The organism is Xanthobacter flavus (assembly GCF_017875275.1).
Classification (GTDB): Bacteria; Pseudomonadota; Alphaproteobacteria; order Rhizobiales; family Xanthobacteraceae; genus Xanthobacter; species Xanthobacter flavus_A.
In genome coordinates this window covers 3,948,128-3,965,947 of the sequence record NZ_JAGGML010000001.1, presented here as the reverse complement: position 1 = coordinate 3,965,947, position 17,820 = coordinate 3,948,128, and the positions used below count along the sequence as shown (strand labels likewise).

Here is a 17,820-nt window from a genome sequence, read left to right as displayed (position 1 = left end):
CGCCTTCGGGAGGAAAACATGCAGATTGAAGGTCAGGTGCTGAAGTCGCGCGCGCCGCTCGCCGCGCAGATGTTGGCCGCCCTCGCGCTCGCCACCACCGCCGCCATGCCGGCGCGGGCGCAGATGTCGGACAATGTGGTGCGCATCGGCGTGCTCGGCGACATGGGCGGACAGTTCGCGGACATCGGCGGGCGGGGCTCGGTGGTGGCCGCGGAACTCGCCGCCGAGGATTTCGGCGGCAAGGTCGCCGGCGTGCCGGTGGAGATCATCTCCGGCGACCACCAGAACAAGGCGGACGTGGGCGGCGCCACCCTGCGGAAGTGGTTCGACGAGGGCGGCGTGGATGCGGTGGCCGACCTGCCCGTCAGCTCCGTCGCCCTGGCCGCGCAGGAGATCGCCCGCGAGAAGAAAAAGACGCTGCTGATCTCCGGCGCCGCCGTCTCCGAACTGACCGGCAAGGCCTGCTCGCCCTATTCCACCCATTGGGCGGACGACACCTATGCGCTGGCCAACGCCACCGGCAAGGCGGTGACGGCGCTCGCCAATGGCAAGAGCTGGTATTTCATCACGGTCGATTATTCGTTCGGCCACGCCATGGAGCGGGACGCGGCGGCCGCGGTGGCCTCCGCCGGTGGCAAGGTTCTCGGCAGCGCGCGCCATCCCCTCGGCGCGCCGGACCTCTCCTCCTTCCTGCTTCAGGCGCAGGCGTCCAAGGCGCAGGTGATCGGCCTGACCAACGTGGGCGGCGACACCAGCAACGCAGTGAAGCAGGCGGCGGAATTCGGCATCACCTCCGGTGGCCAGAAGCTCGCGGGCTTCCTCGTGTTCCTCACCGACATCAAGGCCATGGGCCTGCCGCTGGCCAAGGGGCTTCTGGTCTCCACCGGCTTCTACTGGGACCAGAACGACGAGGCCCGGGCCTTCGCCAGGCGCTTCGAGGCGAAGGTGGGCCGCATGCCCACCAAGCAGCAGGCCTCGGTCTATGCCTCGGTGAAGCATTATCTGAAGGCCGTGGCCGCGGCCGGATCCGACGACGCGGGCAAGGTGAATGCGCAGATGCGCGACCTTCCGGTGGACTATTTCGGCCACGCCGCCAGCATCCGCCCCGATGGCCGCGTGCTCTACGACCTCACCCTGTACGAGGTGAAGAGCCCCGCCGAGAGCAAGGGTCCATGGGACTTCTACAAGCCCGTCACCACCCTGCCCGCGAGCGAAGTCTTCCGCCCCGGCGAGACCGGCTGTCCGCTGGGCAAATCCTGACGGCGCGCCTGACACCCCGGAGGTCCAGATGACGATCCAGCCTTATGCGGCCTTTCAGGGCCCGGCCGTGCGGTCCAGCGTGCGCGCGCCCGGCTACATGTCCGGCTTCGGCAATGCGTTCGAGACGGAAGCCATCGAGGGCGCACTGCCGGTGGGCCGCAACTCGCCGCAGAAGGTCAATTTCGGCCTCTACGCGGAGCAGCTTTCCGGCTCGCCCTTCACCGCACCGCAGGCGGTGAACGAACGCTCCTGGCTCTATCGCATCCGCCCCACGGTGAAGCATTCCGGCCGCTACCGGCGGGTGGACAAGGGCCTGGTGCGCACCGCCCCCATGGCGCGGGACGAGAGCGAGCTCGCGCTCGGGCAGTATCGCTGGAGCGCCATCCCCCTGCCGCAGGAGAAGCGTACCTTCCTGAGCGGCCTTGCCACCCTCACCACGGCGGGGGACGCGGACAGCCAGGGTGGGATGGCGGCGCACATGGCGTTCGTCACTGCGTCCATGGAGAACGACTATTTCTTCAATGCGGACGGCGAGTTGCTTGTGGTCGCGCAGCAGGGTGCTCTGCGCTTTCGCACCGAATTCGGCGTCATCGACATCGCGCCAGGGGAGATCTGCCTCATCCAGCGCGGCGTGATCTTCAAGGTGGAGCTGACTGACGGGCCCGCCCGTGCCTATGTCTGCGAGAATTACGGCGCGACCTTCACTCTGCCGGATCGCGGCCCCATCGGCGCCAATTGCCTCGCCAACCCGCGCGATTTCCTCACCCCCGTCGCCGCCTATGAGGACAAGGAGGAGCCCTCCCGCCTCTATGTGAAATGGGGCGGGGAGCTGCATATGGCCGAGATCGGCCAGTCGCCCCTCGACGTGGTGGCCTGGCACGGCAATTACGCGCCGTGGAAATATGATCTGCGCGCCTTCTCGCCCGTGGGGGCGCTGCTGTTCGATCACCCGGACCCGTCCATCTTCACCGTGCTAACCTCGCCCTCGGGCACGCCGGGCACGGCGAACATCGACTTCGTGCTCTTTCCCGAACGCTGGATGGTGGCGGAGAACACCTTCCGCCCGCCGTGGTATCATCGCAACATCATGTCCGAATTCATGGGCCTCATCTTCGGCGTCTACGATGCCAAGCCCGAGGGGTTCGAACCGGGCGGCTTCTCCCTGCACAATCTGATGCTGCCCCACGGCCCGGACACCGCCGCCTTCGAGCACGCCTCCACCGGCCCGCAGACGCCGGTGAAGCTGGAAAACACCATGGCCTTCATGTTCGAGACCCGCCTGCCCCAGCGCGTCACCGCCTATGCGGCCGGCGTGCCACAACTGCAGGCCGACTATGTGGACTGCTGGGCCGGCCTGAAGAAGCGCTTCGCCCCCAACCGCCGCGCGGCGTGGTAGCACCCGCCTGACGCCGCCTCCCCCGAAGTCCGCGCAGGCCCCGCCGTTCCCGCTTTCCGGATGTCCCATGATCGACGCGACCCATGATCCCGCCCGCCAAAGCTGGGTGACCTCCGCCAACGGCCATGCCGATTTCCCGATTCAGAACCTCCCCTTCGGCATCTTCAGCCCGAACGGCGGGGCGCCGCGCGGCGGCGTCGCCATCGGCGAAGAGATCCTGGACCTCGGCGCGGCGCTCGCCCTCGGCCTGTTCGCGGGCGCCGCGTCGGACGCGGCGCAGGCGGCGTCGGGACCGACGCTCAACGCCTTCTTCGCCTTGGGCGCCGAGCCCCGGCGGGCGCTGCGCGCGCGGCTGGTGGACCTGCTCGACGCCGCCGGGCAGGAGCATGCGACCGTGGAGCGTCATGCCGGCGCGCTGCTCCACCACGCGGCGGACTGCAGGATGCACCTGCCCGCCGCCATCGGCGACTATACGGATTTCTATGCCGGTATCAGCCACGCCACCAACGTGGGCAAGCTGTTCCGGCCGGACAATCCGCTCCTGCCCAACTACAAATACGTGCCCATCGGCTATCACGGCCGCGCCTCCTCCATCGGCGTGTCGGCGGGTTCGGTGCGGCGGCCCAACGGCCAGCGCAAGCGGGCGGAGGAAGCGGAGCCCAGCTTCGGTCCCTCCCGCAATCTCGACTACGAGCTGGAGCTGGGCGTGTTCATCGGCGCCGGCAATGCACTGGGCGAGCCCATCCCCATCGGCGCGGCGGCCGGCCACATCGCCGGCTTCTGCCTGCTGAACGACTGGTCGGCGCGCGACATCCAGGGCTGGGAATATCAGCCCCTCGGCCCCTTCCTCGCCAAGAACTTCGCCACCACCCTCTCGCCCTGGGTGGTGATGCCCGAGGCGCTCGCCCCCTTCCGCATCGCCCAGCCCCCGCGCCCGGAGGGAGACCCCGCTCCGCTTGCCTATCTGATGGACGCGGACGACCAGTCGACCGGCGCCCTCGACCTTACCCTCGACGTGCTCATCGAGACGCCGGCCATGCGGGCGCAGGGGCTGGCGCCACACCTGCTTTCCCGCGGTTCGTCGCGCGACCTCTACTGGACCTTCGCCCAACTGGTGGCGCACCACGCCTCCGGCGGCTGCAATCTCAATCCCGGCGATCTACTGGGCACCGGCACCATCTCCGGCCCGACGCCGGACAGCTTCGGCAGCCTGCTGGAGCTGACGCAGGGTGGCAGGGCGCCGCTCACCCTCGCCTCAGGGGAGGAGCGGCGGTTCCTGGAGGATGGCGACACCCTCATCATCCAGGGCCGGGCGACCCGCGACGGCTTCGCCTCCATCGGCTTCGGCGCGTGCCGCGGCACCATCCTGCCCGCCCCGGCGGTGTGAGGCGGCCGTGCGGCTCTTCACCTACTGGCGCTCCTCGGCGGCCTACCGGGTGCGCATCGCGCTGGCGCTGAAGGGGATCGCTGTGGAGCAGGTGCCGGTGCATCTGGTGCGCAACGGCGGGGAGCAGCATGCCCCCGCCTATCGCGCCCTCAATCCGCAGGAGCGGGTGCCGGCGCTGGAACTCGACGACGGGACGGTGCTCATCCAGTCCCCCGCCATCCTCGACTATCTGGAAGAGACCCATCCCGCCCCGCCCCTGCTGCCGACGGATGCGGTGGCGCGGGCCAAGGTGCGGTCCGTGGCGGCCATCATCGGCTGCGACATCCACCCGCCCAACAACTCCTCCCAGCTCGCCTATTTGCGCCAGGCCCTCGACCAGGACGAGGCGGCCGTCTCCGCCTGGATCGCCCGCTGGGTCACGGACGGCTTCCGCGCGGTGGAGGCGCTGATCGGCGACGAGGGCTATTGCTTCGGCCCCGCGCCGGGGCTGGCGGACGTCTTCCTGATCCCACAACTCTATTCCGCCCGGCGCTTCGACGTTCCGCTGGAGACCTTTCCCCGCATCCTGCGCGTGGAGGCCCTGGCGGCGACCCACCCCGCCTTCGCCGCCGCTCATCCCGCCAGCCAGCCCGACGCTGAGTGAAAGGGCGCAAGCGAAATCCCGCTTCATAGGCCCGAACCGGTTCTACCGAGGTTGCCATGAAGATTATGGGAGACGGTGTCTCGAAGGGACGTTATGTAACGGTCCGCATCTTGAATGAATAGCCTGCTGAGGCCGGAGTTCTGTTGCCTGTGGCCCCCCTTCTCTGGGGTCGCCTCATTCAAAGGATGCCGAAAGCCCGGAGCAAGGGCGGGAGCCCCGGTCTCGGCCTTCAAGGGTCCGGCGACGCGCATTGGTACGCCAACAGCCTTGATGTTCTGCCGGATCTCAATGATCCGCCGCCCCGAAACCTCTTCCAGCAGAGTGCCGAAAAGGCCTGCATTTCGGCCAGGAACAGCTCGATGGCATCCGGATCAAAGGGCAATATCCCTTCCCGAATGACCTTGCCCTCGCCATTCACCACGCAAACGTGCGTCGCCTCGAGCGACACATCCAGTCCCGCATAGCAGTCTATAGTTCACCTCCGTCGCCGATCGGGTCGGAGCACCACGCGCCGCAGTCCCGGATCGCAGGAGGACATCGTCGCGACCGCCAGATCGCTGGCGAAGGGGCACTGGTCATTGCCCCCGCTAACCGATGCGCTCGAAAATCGCGGCAAGGCCCTGCCCTCCGCCGATGCACATGGTTTCGAGCCCGTAGCGCACACCCCGGCGGTCCATCTCGCGAAGGAGGGTGGCGAGGATGCGCACGCCGGTCGCTCCCACTGGATGGCCAAGGGAAATGCCGGAGCCGTTCACGTTGAGCCGCTCCATGTCGACTGAGCCGAAGCGCCACTCGCGCGTGCAGGCCAGAACCTGCGCCGCGAATGCCTCGTTGAGCTCGATGAGGTCCATGTCGGCCAGCGTTAGCCCGGCCCGGGACAACACCTTCTCGGTCGCCGGTACTGGTCCGATCCCCATCACGTTCGGAGCGACACCCGCCGCCGCCCAGCCCACCAGACGGGCGAGTGGCTTCAGGCCCAACGTGTCGGCCATGGCCCGTGTGGTGACAAGGCAGGCCGCGGCTCCGTCATTCTGCCCGCTGGCGTTGCCGGCAGTGACGGTCGCGGCCGGATCCTGGGCGCTCCTGATAGGCCGCAATTCCGCAAGAGAGGCGAGACTGGCGTCCGCACGGGGATGCTCGTCTCGTTGGATTTCCACGGGAGACTTCCCGCCGCGCCCGAGGATCGTCACCGGGACGATCTCTTCGGCGAAGCGGCCATCTTCCGCCGCAGCCACCGCCCGGCGGTGCGACTGGAGGGCCAGTTCGTCCTGCTCCTCGCGTCCGATGCCGTAGGCCCGGCGAAGATTTTCCGCAGTCTCCAGCATGCCGCCCGGAACGGGATAACGCTCGCCGCCCGCCGTCACGCGGCCGCGTGCGAGGCGATCGTGCAGCGCGATCGGGCGGCCCTTCGCGCCCCAGCGGACATCTTCCGAGTAATACTCTGCCCGGCTCATGCTCTCGACGCCGCCAGCAATGACCAGGTCGCACGCTCCCGTCTGAACCCGCATCGCCGCATCAAGCACAGCCTGCAGGCCGGACCCGCACCTGCGGTCCAGCTGCAGACCCGGCACGGTGACGGGAAGCCCCGCGTCAAGCGCGGCGACGCGGCCAATGGCAGGAGCCTCCCCGTTCGGATAGCATTGGCCGAAGAGGACGTCGTCGATCCGCGCGGGATCGATCCCCGTCCGGTCAATCAGAGCCTCGATGACGCAACCGGCCAGCCGGGTCGCCGGCACGTCCTTGAACATGCCGCCATACCGACCCACTGGGGTGCGCAACGGCTCACAGATAACGGGATCGCGATGGCTCATGGGGCTTTTCTTATCCTCGGCAAGGCTCACCACGTCGCCGGTTCGAAGGTGTATCCCTCCCCCTGGCGGCGGATGTAGCCGCAGTGTGGCGCGCCGAAATGCATGGGCATCACCAGCGTGCCGCGCTCGGCCTCCCGCGCGAGCAGTGCGGCGCGGGTGCGCCGGGCCGCCTCGGGCAGCGCGCAGTAGGTCGTGTTGAGCTTGGGATCGACGATCTGCGCCGGGCTGTGCATCACGTCGCCGCTGAACAGACCTTCCTCGCCGCGCGAGCGGATGCGGTAGGTCTGGTGGCCCACGGAGTGCCCCGGCGCGGCCTCGATGGAGAGCACGTCGGCGATCTCGCCACGATCGGGAATGAAATCGGCAAGGCCGGCCTCCACCACGGGGCGCACGCTGTCGTCAAACGCGGCATCGATGATGGGGTCTGAGGCCTTGGCGAGGGCCTCGATGTAATGGTCGTATTCGAGCTTCGGCAGCAGGTACCGGGCATTGGGGAAGGTGGGGGTCCACCGTCCGTCGGCGGACAGCACCGTGTTCCAGCCCACATGGTCGCTGTGCAGGTGGGTGTGGACCACGTGTGTTACTGTGTCGGGCGCGGCGCCCGCCGCTTCGAGCCAGGGCAGCACGAGGCTGTTGAGCTGGTTCATGCGCGCCGCCGCCCGCGGCTTGCGGTTGCCGACACCGGTATCGATGACGATGACGTTGCCGCCGGCATGCACGATCCAGAGCTGGATGGTGACGATGAGCCGGTTCATGTGCGGCACGTAATGATGCGGGGCGAGCCAGCCCGCGTTGTCCGCCAGCAGTCCCGGCGCCATGTCCGGGAACAGGAAGGCCGGATCATGGGTGGGCGCGGCGTATTCCAGAAGGCGGGTGACGCGGACTTCCCCCACCATGCGCGACTGAATCATGGAAACCTCGATCGTTCGGGGCGTGCGTGCGGACGGGTCGGGCCGACGGCTCAGGAATCGTCCACCACCGGATTGGCCTGCACAGAAGGTCGCTCCAGGAAGCCCGCGTGCCAGGCCGCCAGCACCGGCCGCCCGTTGCGCCACTCCAGGAAGGGGAAGCGGAAGTCGAGATAGCCGAGCGCCGTGCCAATGGTGAGGTGTCCGATGTCGAACGGACGGTCGGCGAGCAGCTTCACGTCGGCCTCCAGCCGGGCGAGCACCCGCTCCACCTTGCGAGCGTTGGCCGTGACGAGGTCGGCCGACTGCATGCCCTCGCCGCGCCAGCGCTCGATGAGCCACAGGAGGCCGAGGTCCATCAGGCCGTCGCCGAGCGCCTCGTTGCGCAGCGCGATGAGGCGCTCCGGCCAGACGGTGGGGAACAGGCGCGGCCCCGTGTGCAGGGTGTCGAGATATTCGCAGATGACGTGGGAGTCATAGACCACGGTGCCGTCGTCGAGCACGAGCGTGGGCAGCTTGCTCAGCGGGTTGTCGTCCATGAGCTCCTCATGGGCCTTGAACGGCGAGGCCACCGTACGCACGCAGGTGACCTGATCCTGAAGGCCCATCTCGTGGATGGCGATCATCGCCTTGCGCACGAACGGGGAACGGGGGGACCAATGCATCTTCATGGGAGGAAGGGCTTTCGGTTGTCGGCGTCGCCTCACGCGGCGCGCCAGAACGCATCGAGTTCCCGCGCCACAATCGCGGGGGATTGATGGGCCATCACATGCCCACTCGGCACCACCGCGAAGCGCGCATCGGGAATTGCGGCCGCGGCCGCGGCGATGAGCGCGGGCGGGCGCAGCGGGTCCTGCGCGCCGGCGAGCAACAGCGAAGGGCAGCACACCGCGCCAAGCGCCGGCCGGGAATCGAGCCCGGTCAGCATGCGATAGGTGGCCGCGTAGCTCGACGGATCATTGCCGAGCCAGCGCGCGCGATAGGCCGGGAAGCGGTCATCCTCACGCAGTGCCGCCGGATAGGTGAGATCAAGCTCGCCGTCGGCGATGGAATCCATGCCGCCGGCTTCCAGCGCATCCGCACGCGCATGCACCGCCTCCCGCCGCTCGGGCGCGATGCCGAGGGCCGGACCCATGAGCGCGATCCGCCGCATCCGGCCGGGATGGCACGCCGCCGCATGCAGCGCCACCGCGCCGCCCACCGCCATGCCGCACAGGTCCACCGGATCATCGATCGACAGGGCGTCGAGCAGCGCGACCAGGTCCGCCACCAGCACATCCATGGCGCCAGATCCGCGCAGCTTGGAGGCATGGCCGAACCCGCGCACGTCGTAGCGCAGCACCGTGCGCCCTTCCGCCACCAGGGGCAGGAGCGGTGCCCAGCTCTCCAGCGCTCCGCCCATCTCGTGGATCAGGACCAGCGGCAGCGGCCCGTCGCCCTCGCATACGTAGCGCGTGCCGCCGCCGTTGACCTCGATCCAGTTCATTCTGCCGCCCTCGCCGCCGGCGCGCGACCCGGGAACGGCCGCCCGGCCCAGCCCTCGCTGAGCGGCGAGAGGAAATAGAAGGTGATCCTGCGCGAGGCGAAGCGCCAGCGGCCGTCCACGCGGCGCATCACGTCGTCATAGTGGCCGGCCGACACGAAGGAGACGCCATCGGTGACGGAGAGATATTCCATGGAGATGCGGCCGGTGGCCACGTTGCCATCGATTTCCACCGTGCCGTTGGTGCAGAAGTGCCAGAAATCCTCGGCGAGCTTCGGCACGCGTTCGCTGAAGAAAGTGCGCAGCGCGTCGTGGCCGCTCACCGCCTCCAGCCCTTCGAACACGCCGTCCGGCGTGAAGAGCGCGACGAACGCGTCCCACCTGCGCTCATCGAGCAGGTGGCAGTAATGGGCCCGGAGCTGCCCGATCTCCAGCTGGTCCTCGATGAGCTGAAGCCGTTGCTCGATTGTCTTCATATGGTCCCTCCCCGGGGCTCGTTTGTCGTGGCTTCGGCTCAGAAGAGCGTCAGCAGCTTGGCGTGGTCGGCGAGATCCGCCGGCGTGCCCTCATAGATCATCACCCCGGACTTCATGGCCACCACCCGATCGGAGATGGCGAAAGCCTCGCCCACATTCTGCTCCACCAGCAGGATGGACATGCCGCGGCGCTGCTGGATGACGCGGATGGGCGCCAGCAGGTCCTGGAACAGCTTGGGCGCGAGGCCGATGGAGGGCTCGTCCAGCAGCAGGATGCCAGGACGCGACAGCAGCGCCCGGCCGATGGATACCATCTGCTGCTGGCCGCCGGACAGCTGGCCGGCGCGCTTCAGCCAGAAATCCTTCAGCTTGGGCAGCAGCTCCAGCACCTCGTCGATGCGGGCGCGGCCCTCGCCGGCGCCGAGGCTCGCGGACCACAGGGCCAGGGTGAATATCTCCTGCACCGTGAGACCGGGAAACACGCCCCGGCCCTCGGGCACATAGGCCACGCCGTCGCGTGCCATGAGGCTCGGATGAGGCTTCAGCGCGCGCCCGCGCAGCATCACCTCGCCGGTGTCCGCCGCGTGCAGTCCGAACAGGATCTTCAGCAGCGTGGACTTGCCCGCCCCATTGTGCCCGACGAGGCACAGCACCTCCCCGGCAGCAAGGTGGAGATCGACGCCGCTCAGCACCTCCCGTCCGGCGTAGGAGGCCCGCAGGCCACGCACGGCGATGGCGGGCGCGGGAACGGCGGAGGTGTCGGGAAGGACGGAGACGGCCATGTTCATTCCCTGCGCTCCCCGAAGTAGATGGCGATGAGCTTCGCATCGCCCAGGATCTCGTCCGGCGTGCCCTCCGCGAGCTTGCGGCCCTGGTCGAGGAAGGCGATGCGGTCGGCAAGCTCGGTGACGATGTCGAGGTTGTGCTCGATGAGGCAGACGGTGACGCCGGCCGCCGTGGCTTCCTTCACCAGCTTCACGAAGCGCGAGCGGGAAGCAGGGTCGAGCCCCGACGCCGGCTCGTCCAGCAGCCAGATCGGCGCGCCGGTGGCGATGATCCGGGCCATGGAGAGGAACTTCGTCTCCGCATAGGAGAGGTCGATGGCCCGCGTGCCGGCGAGCTCGGCGAGCCCGGTGGCGTCGAGCGCGCGTTCCACCTGGAGCCGCCGCGCCGCCGCGCCGGAGCTGCCGCCCGGCTGCCACAGCCAAGGGGTGGGCTCGATGGCGGACAGCACGTTGTCGTAGACGCTCATGGAGCCGAACAGGCGCAGGTCCTGAAAGCTGCGGGCGATGCCCTTCAGCGCCACCCGGTGCGGCTTGAGGCCGAGGATGGAGGCGCCCTTCAGCTCCACCGCGCCGCGATCGGGGGCGAGGTGGCCGGTGATGAGGTTGAACAGGGTGGTCTTGCCGGCGCCGTTGGGACCGGCAAGGGCCGTGACGACGCCCTGGTGCAACTCCAGCGTCACATCCTGGACGGCGGAATTGCCGCCGAAGCTGCGCGAGAGACCGCGCGCGGAGAGCAGGATCGGCGTGTTCATCTTGCCCCCCGCGAAAGGCCAACGATGCCGCTCGGACGGAAGATCATGAGCACCGTCATGAGAGCTCCATAGATGAACTGCTGCACCGTGCCGATCTCCGTCGACGGGATGAAGGGCAGGAAGGACAGCGCTGCCGGAAGGCTGAGCAGCGCGATGACGCCGACGAGTGGCCCCGTCAGGGTCCCGGCGCCGCCGATGATGACCATGGCCATCAGCACGACGGACTGCTCAAGGGTGAAGCTCTCGACGTTGACGAACGCCATGTGGAAGGCGAACAGCGCGCCGGCGATACCGACGAAGAAGCAGCCGACGACGACCACCAGCGTCTTCAGGGCGCGAACGTTCTTGCCGAACGCTTCCGCCGCGCTCTCGCTGTCGCGCAGGGCCATCAGCGAACGGCCGAAGCTGCCTCGTATGAGCGTGCGCACCGCCGCCAGCGTCACGCCGAGGCAGACGAGTGCCAGGACGAGGAAGGCATCGGGCGAGGCCACGTCGAAGCCCAGGATTCGCGCCGGAGGGATGCCGACCAGTCCACCGACGCCGCCGGTGAGACTGTGGGCCTCGGCGAAAATGGTACTCGCCATCATTTGCAGCCCGAGCGAGGCGGCGACGAAATATTCGCCACGCACCCGCAGGGCGGGCAGGGCAAGGCAGAGCGACAGGGCCCCCGCCACCACCGCGGCCGCAAGCGCCGCCACCAGGAAGTCTGGAGTGGCGCTGAGCGCCACCTGGGCGGCCACATATGCGCCGATGCCGAAGAACATGGCATGGGCGATCGAGAAGATGCCGGCATATCCGATCAGCAGGTTCAGGCTGCTGGCCGCGATACCGAAGATGGCGATCAGGGTCGCGAGGTTGACGAGATAGGCAATCATCGCGCACCAGCCTTCCCCATGAGCCCATTGGGGCGGAACAGGATGAAGGCGAACAGCACCACGAAGCTGGCGGCCTGGCTCCACTGGGTGTCCACCACGGCGACCACCAAGTTCTCGACGAGGCCGAGGAAAAGGCCCGCCAGAGCCGCACCCCGGATGGAACCAATGCCACCGACCACCGTCGCCGCAAGGGAGACCAGCATCACGTGGGCGCTGTCCGCCGGCTGAATGCCGGTGGTGATCGTGGTGAGGATCGCGCCCGGCACGGCAAGAGCCGAGCCGACCACGAAGGCGAGCGCGGAGAGGCGCCGTGCGGAGAGGCCATAGGCTCGCAGCAGCTCCGGGTTCTCGGACAGAGCCCGCAGGCCGAGGCCGGCGTGGGTCCGTTCCAGGAACAGGCTGACAGCGACGAAGACCACTACGACCACCGCCAGCGCGACCCAGAACACGGGGGCGATATAGAGCCCCGGCAGCACTTGGGCGGCCCGCGTCAGCGGCACCGAGATCGTGGCGAAGCCGCCGCCGAAGAAGAACTGGATGAGCGCCTGCATGGCGATGCCCGCGCCGAACGAGGCGACGAACACCGTGAAGAAGGAGCCCTCATGCTTCTGGATCGGCCTGTAGACCAGAGCATCCATGAACAGGCCGAAGGCGACGGCGACCAGCAGCGAGCACAGGCTCGCCAGCGACCAGTGCAGACCCAGCTGCAGAGCCGCGAGGAAGGCGTAGCCAGCCAGGATGAAGGTGGCGCCGTGGGCTACGTGGAAGACGCGGGTGGCGCCGAAGATCAGCGCGAATCCCGCGGCGGTCAGCGCGTAGAGCATCCCGGTCTGGATGCCCGCCACCGCAAGCTGGCTCAGGAGCATGGATCAGCTCGCCTTCTCGAACTTGCCGTCATGCACGCGGTTGAGCTGGGTCGGCATGTCGATGGCGCCGCTGGCCGAGAAGCTCGCTTTCCCGCCGACCAGATCGAAGCTCCCGGTTGCAATGGCTTCCTTCAGCGTGTCGCCCGTCACCGGCTTGCCCTCCTTCTCCAGCCGCTCGATGAGCTGGGCGTAGAGCAGCACGGCGTTGTAATAGTTCTGCGCGTAGGTGGTGGGATTGTCCTTGTACTTGGCGCGCCAGCCATCCACGAAGCGGCGCGTGAGGGGATCGGCCGCATCCCAGTCGGCGACCTGCGAGGTGAACATCACGCCCTCGGCTTCCGGCAGCGCCGCCACCGAGGGCGTGCCGCCCACCGAATAGGTCATGATTGGCTGGGTGATTCCATTGTCGCGCAACTGCTTGAATATCTGGGTCTGCTGCGTTCCGTACGAGGCGACATAGACGAGGTCCGGCTTGGCTTCGCGGATCTTGGCGATCATCGCGGAGAACTGCTGGGCAGAGGGCGCCGCGCTGAACTCGCCCACCAGCGATGCGCCGATGGCGGGCAATCCCTCCTGCAGGCCCTTGCGGAGGGCGTTGCCGAGCGGATCGTCCAGATAGACCAGGGCCACGCGCTTGATCGCGTTGCGCTTCATCCAGCCGAAAGCGGTTGGCAACTCCTGGTTGGCGAGGGGGATGATGTTCCAAAAGTAGGGGGAAAGGCCCGCAAGGTCGGGGCCGACGCCGCCGCCATTCATCATCAGGACCTTGGCGCGCGTGGCGATGGGCTCGGCAGCCTTGGCGACGCCGGTGAGGCCCACCAGTACGTAGGGCGCCCGGTCGACGTTCGCGAGCTTCGACATGCCCACCGCCCCGCCCTGGGGCGTGCTCTGGCTATCTTGCGCTTTGAGCACGATCGGCTTCTTGAGGCGCTTGTCCGCCGCCACATGCTCCAGCCCCAGAGCGGTGGCGCCGCTGTAGATCGCACCAAGCTCCGACAGAAGACCGGTCATCGGGAACAAGGTGCCGAGCACGTAGGGCTCGGCATCGGCGCGCAGCGCCGACGGCAATGCGGCGCTCGCCAGCATCGCGGCGAGAACGGTACGTCGGTTGATCATCTTGGCTTCCTCCCTAAGGGACGCTGTTGTTCGCGTTTTTTCGTTCAAACAAGAATCGGGGCTTCGGTCACGTTCTGCAGTTCGGCGGGAGTCAGCCCTTCGACAAGCTCCACCAGCCTAAAGCCCTGCTGTGTCACATCCAGCACTGCGAGGTTCGTATAGATGCGCGACACCACCCCAGGGGCGGTCAGGGGATAGATGCAGCTTTCCACCAGGCGCGGCTCGCCCTCCTTGGTGGTGTGCTCCATCATCACCCACACCCTCTGGGCGCCGAGCGCGAGATCCATGGCGCCGCCGACTGCCGGCGCGGAATCGTTGCTTGAAGTGGCCCAGTTGGCGAGGTCGCCGTTCGCCGCCACCTGAAAGGCGCCCAGCACGCACAGGTCGAGATGGCGTCCCCGGATCATGGCGAAGCTGTCGGCCTGATGAAGCATCGCGGCCCCCTTGAGCAGGGTCACGTGCTGCTTGCCGGCGTTGATGAGGTAGGGGTCGATCAACTCCTGGGCCGGTGCCGGCCCGAAGCCGAGCAGACCGTTCTCGGACTGGAAAATGACCTCGCGGTCCGCCGGGACGTGGTTGGCGATCAGGGTCGGAATACCGATGCCAAGGTTGACGTACCAGCCGTCACCGATGTCTGCGGCGGCACGTCGTGCCATCTCCTGGCGCGAGCGGGGGCGGCAGAGGCGCGCTTCCGCGCTCCTGGTATCTTCACGCATGGGCGGCCTCCGCCGGATGATGCACGATTCGGTCCACATAGATCCCGGGGGTCACGATCGCCTCCGGATCGAGCTCTCCCAGGGCGGCGGTATGCTCCACCTGAGCGATTGTGAGCGCAGCGGCGGGCGCCATGACCGGGTTGAAGTTCCGGCCTGCGCTGCGATAGATGAGATTGCCCCAGCGATCCGCCCGCCACGCCTGGATCAGCGCCACGTCGCCATGCAGCGCGTGCTCCAGAACACAGTCGCGCACGCCTAGACGACGTGTCTCCTTCCCCTCCACGAGCCGCGTTCCGGCCCCGGTCGGGGTGAAGAAAGCCGGAATGCCCGCACCGGCAGCCCGCAGCCGCTCCGCGAGGGTGCCCTGCGGCACCAGCTCCAGCTCCAGCCGGCCGGATTTGTAAAGCTCCTCGAAAATCACCGAGCCCGGGATGCGCGGATAGCTGCACACCAGACGCCGGACCCGTCCCGCCGCCAGGAGCCGCGCGAGGCCGACCTGCCCGTAGCCGGCATTGTTGGCAACCACCGTGAGGCCCGATGCGCCCTGCGCGATGAGGCCCTCGATGAGAAGGTCGGGTTGCCCGACGGCACCGAAGCCTCCGACGAGGATGGTCGCGCCGTCCCTGACCCCAGCGAGCGCTTCCGCGACCGAGGGAACGAATTTATCGATCATGTCCTCCCACCCATCCTGGCCGGCTGACGGCATCGTCTCGATGCCGTCCCGATCATTCATTTGTCCGTCTATTGGACTTTTGTCCGAATAGTAGATAGTCACACGCCCGCCCTGTCAAGCCGCCCGACTCACCTCTTGGCACCAAGGGCCGGACGTATCCGCCGGGGCGGGGCTCCGCTTCGGGCACGCCACCGCACAGCATCCCGGCCGGGGGAACGCCCGCGTCCGCTGATTGGACAAGTGTTTGTATGCTGATCTAGACTGTGCGGCACTGACATCTGGGCACTCGACCGCGGGAGTCGCGGCGCAAGACGCTCTGCCAAGTGGCGGGCCGCGACCGCCTCCAGCGTGCGACATCCCGCGAATTCTGAAAAGAGCGATTCGTGATCAAGAAGGTGACGGAAGACGAGAAGCGCGGCCCGGAATTCGTCACCGCGCTGGAGCGCGGCCTCAATGTCCTGGCGGCGTTCGGGCAGGCGCCGCGCCGCATGACGCTCACCCAGGTCGCAGAGCTCACCGATCTCAGCCGCGGCACCGCACGCCGCTTCCTGCTGACGCTGCAGGCCCTCAATTATATTGACGGCGACGGCAAGCTGTTCTGGCTAACACCCAAGGTGCTGCAGTTCTCAAACGCCTATCTGACCGCGTTCGGCCTGTCCGAGGCGGGCCGCAGCGTCATCCGGCGCCTGACCGAGCATATCGGAGAATCCTCGTCCATGGCGGTCTTGGACGGGCACGATGTCGTCTACGTGGCGCGGGTGGAAACCCGGCGCATCTTCTCATCCGGGATCGAGGTTGGCTCGCGGCTACCTGCATTCTGTTCGTCGCTCGGGCGCGTTCTGCTCGCCGGTCTGGATGATGCTGAGTTGGATGGGTGGCTGGCGGAAGAAACCTTCGTCGCCCCCTCTCCCCGCAGCATCACGGACCCGCAGAAGGTGCGCCAGAAGGTGATCGAGGCACGGCGGCTTCAGTACGCCGTCATCGATGGGGAGATGGAAGTGGGTGTCCGCTCCATCGCCGTACCCATACAGGACCGTTCGGGCCGGACCGTTGCCGCCTTGAATATCGGTACCACCGCGGCCCGCGTTTCCCTTGACCACATGCGAAAGGTGTTTCTCCCCTTGCTGCGGGAGGCCGCGCACGAAGTTGAGCGCACGATGCGCGACTGGGCCCAGCCCTAGGCATTCGCGCGCCGCTCTCGCACCCACAATGCTTTCCCTCACCCGCCCGAAGCCGTCGCTTGCACACGCGAGCAGCTCCCGCTGAAGCGTGCGCCGAACTGTAATTGTCCGATAGACGGACATTAGTCCATCTACTGGACATGCCGCCTGCCTTGATGCATCTTGCGCTGGCGCGCCCCTCGCGAGGGCGCTGCCCAACCATCAGACGCACGGCGGCGGAAGGGTCCTCCCCGGATCCCCGTCCGTTCCTCGCCGGCGCAGCACGAGGAAACGCAGCAATGAGACGCGCGGCCATCGTAAGCCCTGTGCGCACTCCCGTCGGCACATTCGGCGGGAGCCTGAGGCCGGTGCCTGTCGAGCAGCTCGGCGCGCTCGTCGTGAAGGAAGTCCTCGCGCGCACCGGTCTTGACCCCGCCCTCGTCGAGGACGTGGTGTTCGCCCAGTCCTATGCCAGCAGCGAGACGCCCTGCGTCGGCCGCTGGGTCGCGCTCCAGGCCGGACTGCCGATCGAGGTTCCCGGCATGCAGCTCGACAGACGCTGCGGAGGCGGCCTGCAAGCCATCACCACGGCGGCCATGATGGTTCAGACCGGCGCGTGCGATGTCGTGCTCGCGGGTGGCGTCGAAAGCATGAGCAACATCGAATTCTACACGACCGACATGCGCTGGGGTCGCCGGGCGGGCACCACCCGCCTTTACGACCGGCTCGATCGCGGCCGCGAACGCTCGCAGCCGTCGGAGCGGTTCGGCGTGATCTCCGGCATGATCGAGACTGCGGAAAACCTGGCGCGCCAGTTCCAGATCACGCGAGAGGAGGCGGACGCTTTCGCGGCCCGCAGCCACCGGCGTGCGGCGGCCGCATGGACTGAAGGCCGCTTCGACGCGGAGGTCGTACCGGTCAAAGTGCCGAAACGCCACGCCGACCCGCTCCACGTCATCCGCGACGAAGGGATCCGCGAGGAGGCAAGCCCGGAAAGCCTCGGCAAGCTTAAGCCTATCATGCCCGGCGGCACTGTCACGGCCGGCAACGCCAGCCAGCAGAACGATGCCGCCGCGGCGTGCCTCATCGTCGCCGAGGACAGGCTGGCCACCCTCGGCCTTGAACCTTTGGGCTTCCTGGCCGGATGGGCCGTGGCGGGCTGCGACCCGGCCACCATGGGCTACGGCCCGGTGCCGGCCACGCGGCGCCTGTTCGCCAAGACCGGGCTCTCCTTCGACGACATGGGGCTCGTGGAGGTGAACGAGGCATTCGCGTGCCAGGTCCTCGCCGTGCTGAAAGGCTGGGGCTGGGACGATCAGGATCGGCTCAACGTCAACGGCTCGGGCATCTCCCTCGGCCATCCCATCGGGGCGACCGGCGTGCGCATCATGACCACGCTGCTTCACGAGATGAAGCGCCGCGGCGTGCGCTACGGGCTGGAGACCATGTGCATCGGCGGCGGCCAGGGTGCCGCCGCCATCTTCGAGCGCGCGTGAACGGGCCCGGGTCACCC

Annotated in this window: 18 protein-coding genes; 6 read left to right on the top strand and 12 right to left on the bottom strand. The window is 67.8% G+C overall.

Annotated features, from left to right (window positions below):
- The first annotated feature begins 18 nt into the window (after window positions 1–18).
- The 4 genes from J2126_RS18800 (at window position 19) to maiA (ending at window position 4,686) form a co-directional block, all read left to right on the top strand.
- Window positions 19–1,260 (top strand): ABC transporter substrate-binding protein, encoded by a 1,242-nt coding sequence (locus J2126_RS18800; protein ID WP_245327464.1) that lies wholly within the window; start codon window positions 19–21, stop codon window positions 1,258–1,260.
- 28 nt (window positions 1,261–1,288) lie between these two features.
- On the top strand, window positions 1,289–2,656 hold the full coding sequence (hmgA, locus tag J2126_RS18795; protein WP_209488362.1) for a homogentisate 1,2-dioxygenase: 1,368 nt from the start codon (window positions 1,289–1,291) through the stop codon (window positions 2,654–2,656).
- 67 nt (window positions 2,657–2,723) lie between these two features.
- Window positions 2,724–4,043, top strand: coding sequence for a fumarylacetoacetase (fahA, locus tag J2126_RS18790; protein WP_209488361.1), 1,320 nt, complete (start codon window positions 2,724–2,726; stop codon window positions 4,041–4,043).
- Between the two features lie 7 nt (window positions 4,044–4,050).
- Window positions 4,051–4,686, top strand: coding sequence for a maleylacetoacetate isomerase (gene maiA / locus J2126_RS18785; RefSeq protein WP_209488360.1), 636 nt, complete (start codon window positions 4,051–4,053; stop codon window positions 4,684–4,686).
- A 587-nt stretch (window positions 4,687–5,273) separates the two neighbouring features.
- Here the strand turns inward: maiA and J2126_RS18780 are convergent.
- The 12 genes from J2126_RS18780 to J2126_RS18725 are packed head-to-tail and all read right to left on the bottom strand — an operon-like array spanning window position 5,274 to window position 15,144.
- Window positions 5,274–6,497 (bottom strand): acetyl-CoA C-acetyltransferase, encoded by a 1,224-nt coding sequence (locus tag J2126_RS18780; RefSeq protein ID WP_209488359.1) that lies wholly within the window; start codon window positions 6,495–6,497, stop codon window positions 5,274–5,276.
- 26 nt (window positions 6,498–6,523) lie between these two features.
- Entirely contained in the window at window positions 6,524–7,408 is an 885-nt protein-coding gene (locus J2126_RS18775; RefSeq protein ID WP_209488358.1) for an MBL fold metallo-hydrolase, read from the bottom strand.
- A 50-nt stretch (window positions 7,409–7,458) separates the two neighbouring features.
- Complete coding sequence (locus tag J2126_RS18770; protein WP_209488357.1) at window positions 7,459–8,076, bottom strand: glutathione S-transferase family protein; 618 nt, start codon at window positions 8,074–8,076, stop codon at window positions 7,459–7,461.
- Window positions 8,077–8,108: 32 nt separating this feature from the next.
- Window positions 8,109–8,891, bottom strand: coding sequence for an alpha/beta fold hydrolase (locus J2126_RS18765; protein WP_209488356.1), 783 nt, complete (start codon window positions 8,889–8,891; stop codon window positions 8,109–8,111).
- Window positions 8,888–9,364, bottom strand: a complete 477-nt coding sequence (locus J2126_RS18760; protein ID WP_209488355.1) for a nuclear transport factor 2 family protein — start codon at window positions 9,362–9,364, stop codon at window positions 8,888–8,890. The genes J2126_RS18765 and J2126_RS18760 overlap by 4 nt, the downstream gene beginning before the upstream one ends.
- Before the next feature lie 38 nt (window positions 9,365–9,402).
- Entirely contained in the window at window positions 9,403–10,152 is a 750-nt protein-coding gene (locus J2126_RS18755) for an ABC transporter ATP-binding protein (RefSeq protein ID WP_245327462.1), read from the bottom strand.
- Window positions 10,149–10,901, bottom strand: coding sequence for an ABC transporter ATP-binding protein (locus J2126_RS18750; RefSeq protein ID WP_209488354.1), 753 nt, complete (start codon window positions 10,899–10,901; stop codon window positions 10,149–10,151). Before J2126_RS18750 ends, J2126_RS18755 begins: the two co-directional genes overlap by 4 nt.
- Window positions 10,898–11,776 (bottom strand): branched-chain amino acid ABC transporter permease, encoded by an 879-nt coding sequence (locus J2126_RS18745; RefSeq protein ID WP_024280243.1) that lies wholly within the window; start codon window positions 11,774–11,776, stop codon window positions 10,898–10,900. Before J2126_RS18745 ends, J2126_RS18750 begins: the two co-directional genes overlap by 4 nt.
- Entirely contained in the window at window positions 11,773–12,642 is an 870-nt protein-coding gene (locus J2126_RS18740) for a branched-chain amino acid ABC transporter permease (RefSeq protein WP_209488353.1), read from the bottom strand. The genes J2126_RS18745 and J2126_RS18740 overlap by 4 nt, the downstream gene beginning before the upstream one ends.
- Window positions 12,643–12,645: 3 nt before the next feature.
- Complete coding sequence (locus J2126_RS18735) at window positions 12,646–13,758, bottom strand: ABC transporter substrate-binding protein (RefSeq protein WP_209488352.1); 1,113 nt, start codon at window positions 13,756–13,758, stop codon at window positions 12,646–12,648.
- A gap of 44 nt (window positions 13,759–13,802) precedes the next feature.
- Window positions 13,803–14,474, bottom strand: coding sequence for a 3-oxoacid CoA-transferase subunit B (locus J2126_RS18730; protein ID WP_209488351.1), 672 nt, complete (start codon window positions 14,472–14,474; stop codon window positions 13,803–13,805).
- Complete coding sequence (locus J2126_RS18725) at window positions 14,467–15,144, bottom strand: 3-oxoacid CoA-transferase subunit A (protein WP_432445352.1); 678 nt, start codon at window positions 15,142–15,144, stop codon at window positions 14,467–14,469. The genes J2126_RS18730 and J2126_RS18725 overlap by 8 nt, the downstream gene beginning before the upstream one ends.
- Before the next feature lie 386 nt (window positions 15,145–15,530).
- Here J2126_RS18725 and J2126_RS18720 point away from each other — a divergent pair, with 386 nt between their 5' ends.
- On the top strand, window positions 15,531–16,328 hold the full coding sequence (locus J2126_RS18720; protein WP_209488350.1) for an IclR family transcriptional regulator domain-containing protein: 798 nt from the start codon (window positions 15,531–15,533) through the stop codon (window positions 16,326–16,328).
- 278 nt (window positions 16,329–16,606) lie between these two features.
- Window positions 16,607–17,803 (top strand): acetyl-CoA C-acetyltransferase, encoded by a 1,197-nt coding sequence (locus J2126_RS18715; protein ID WP_209488349.1) that lies wholly within the window; start codon window positions 16,607–16,609, stop codon window positions 17,801–17,803.
- The last annotated feature ends 17 nt before the right edge of the window (window positions 17,804–17,820 follow it).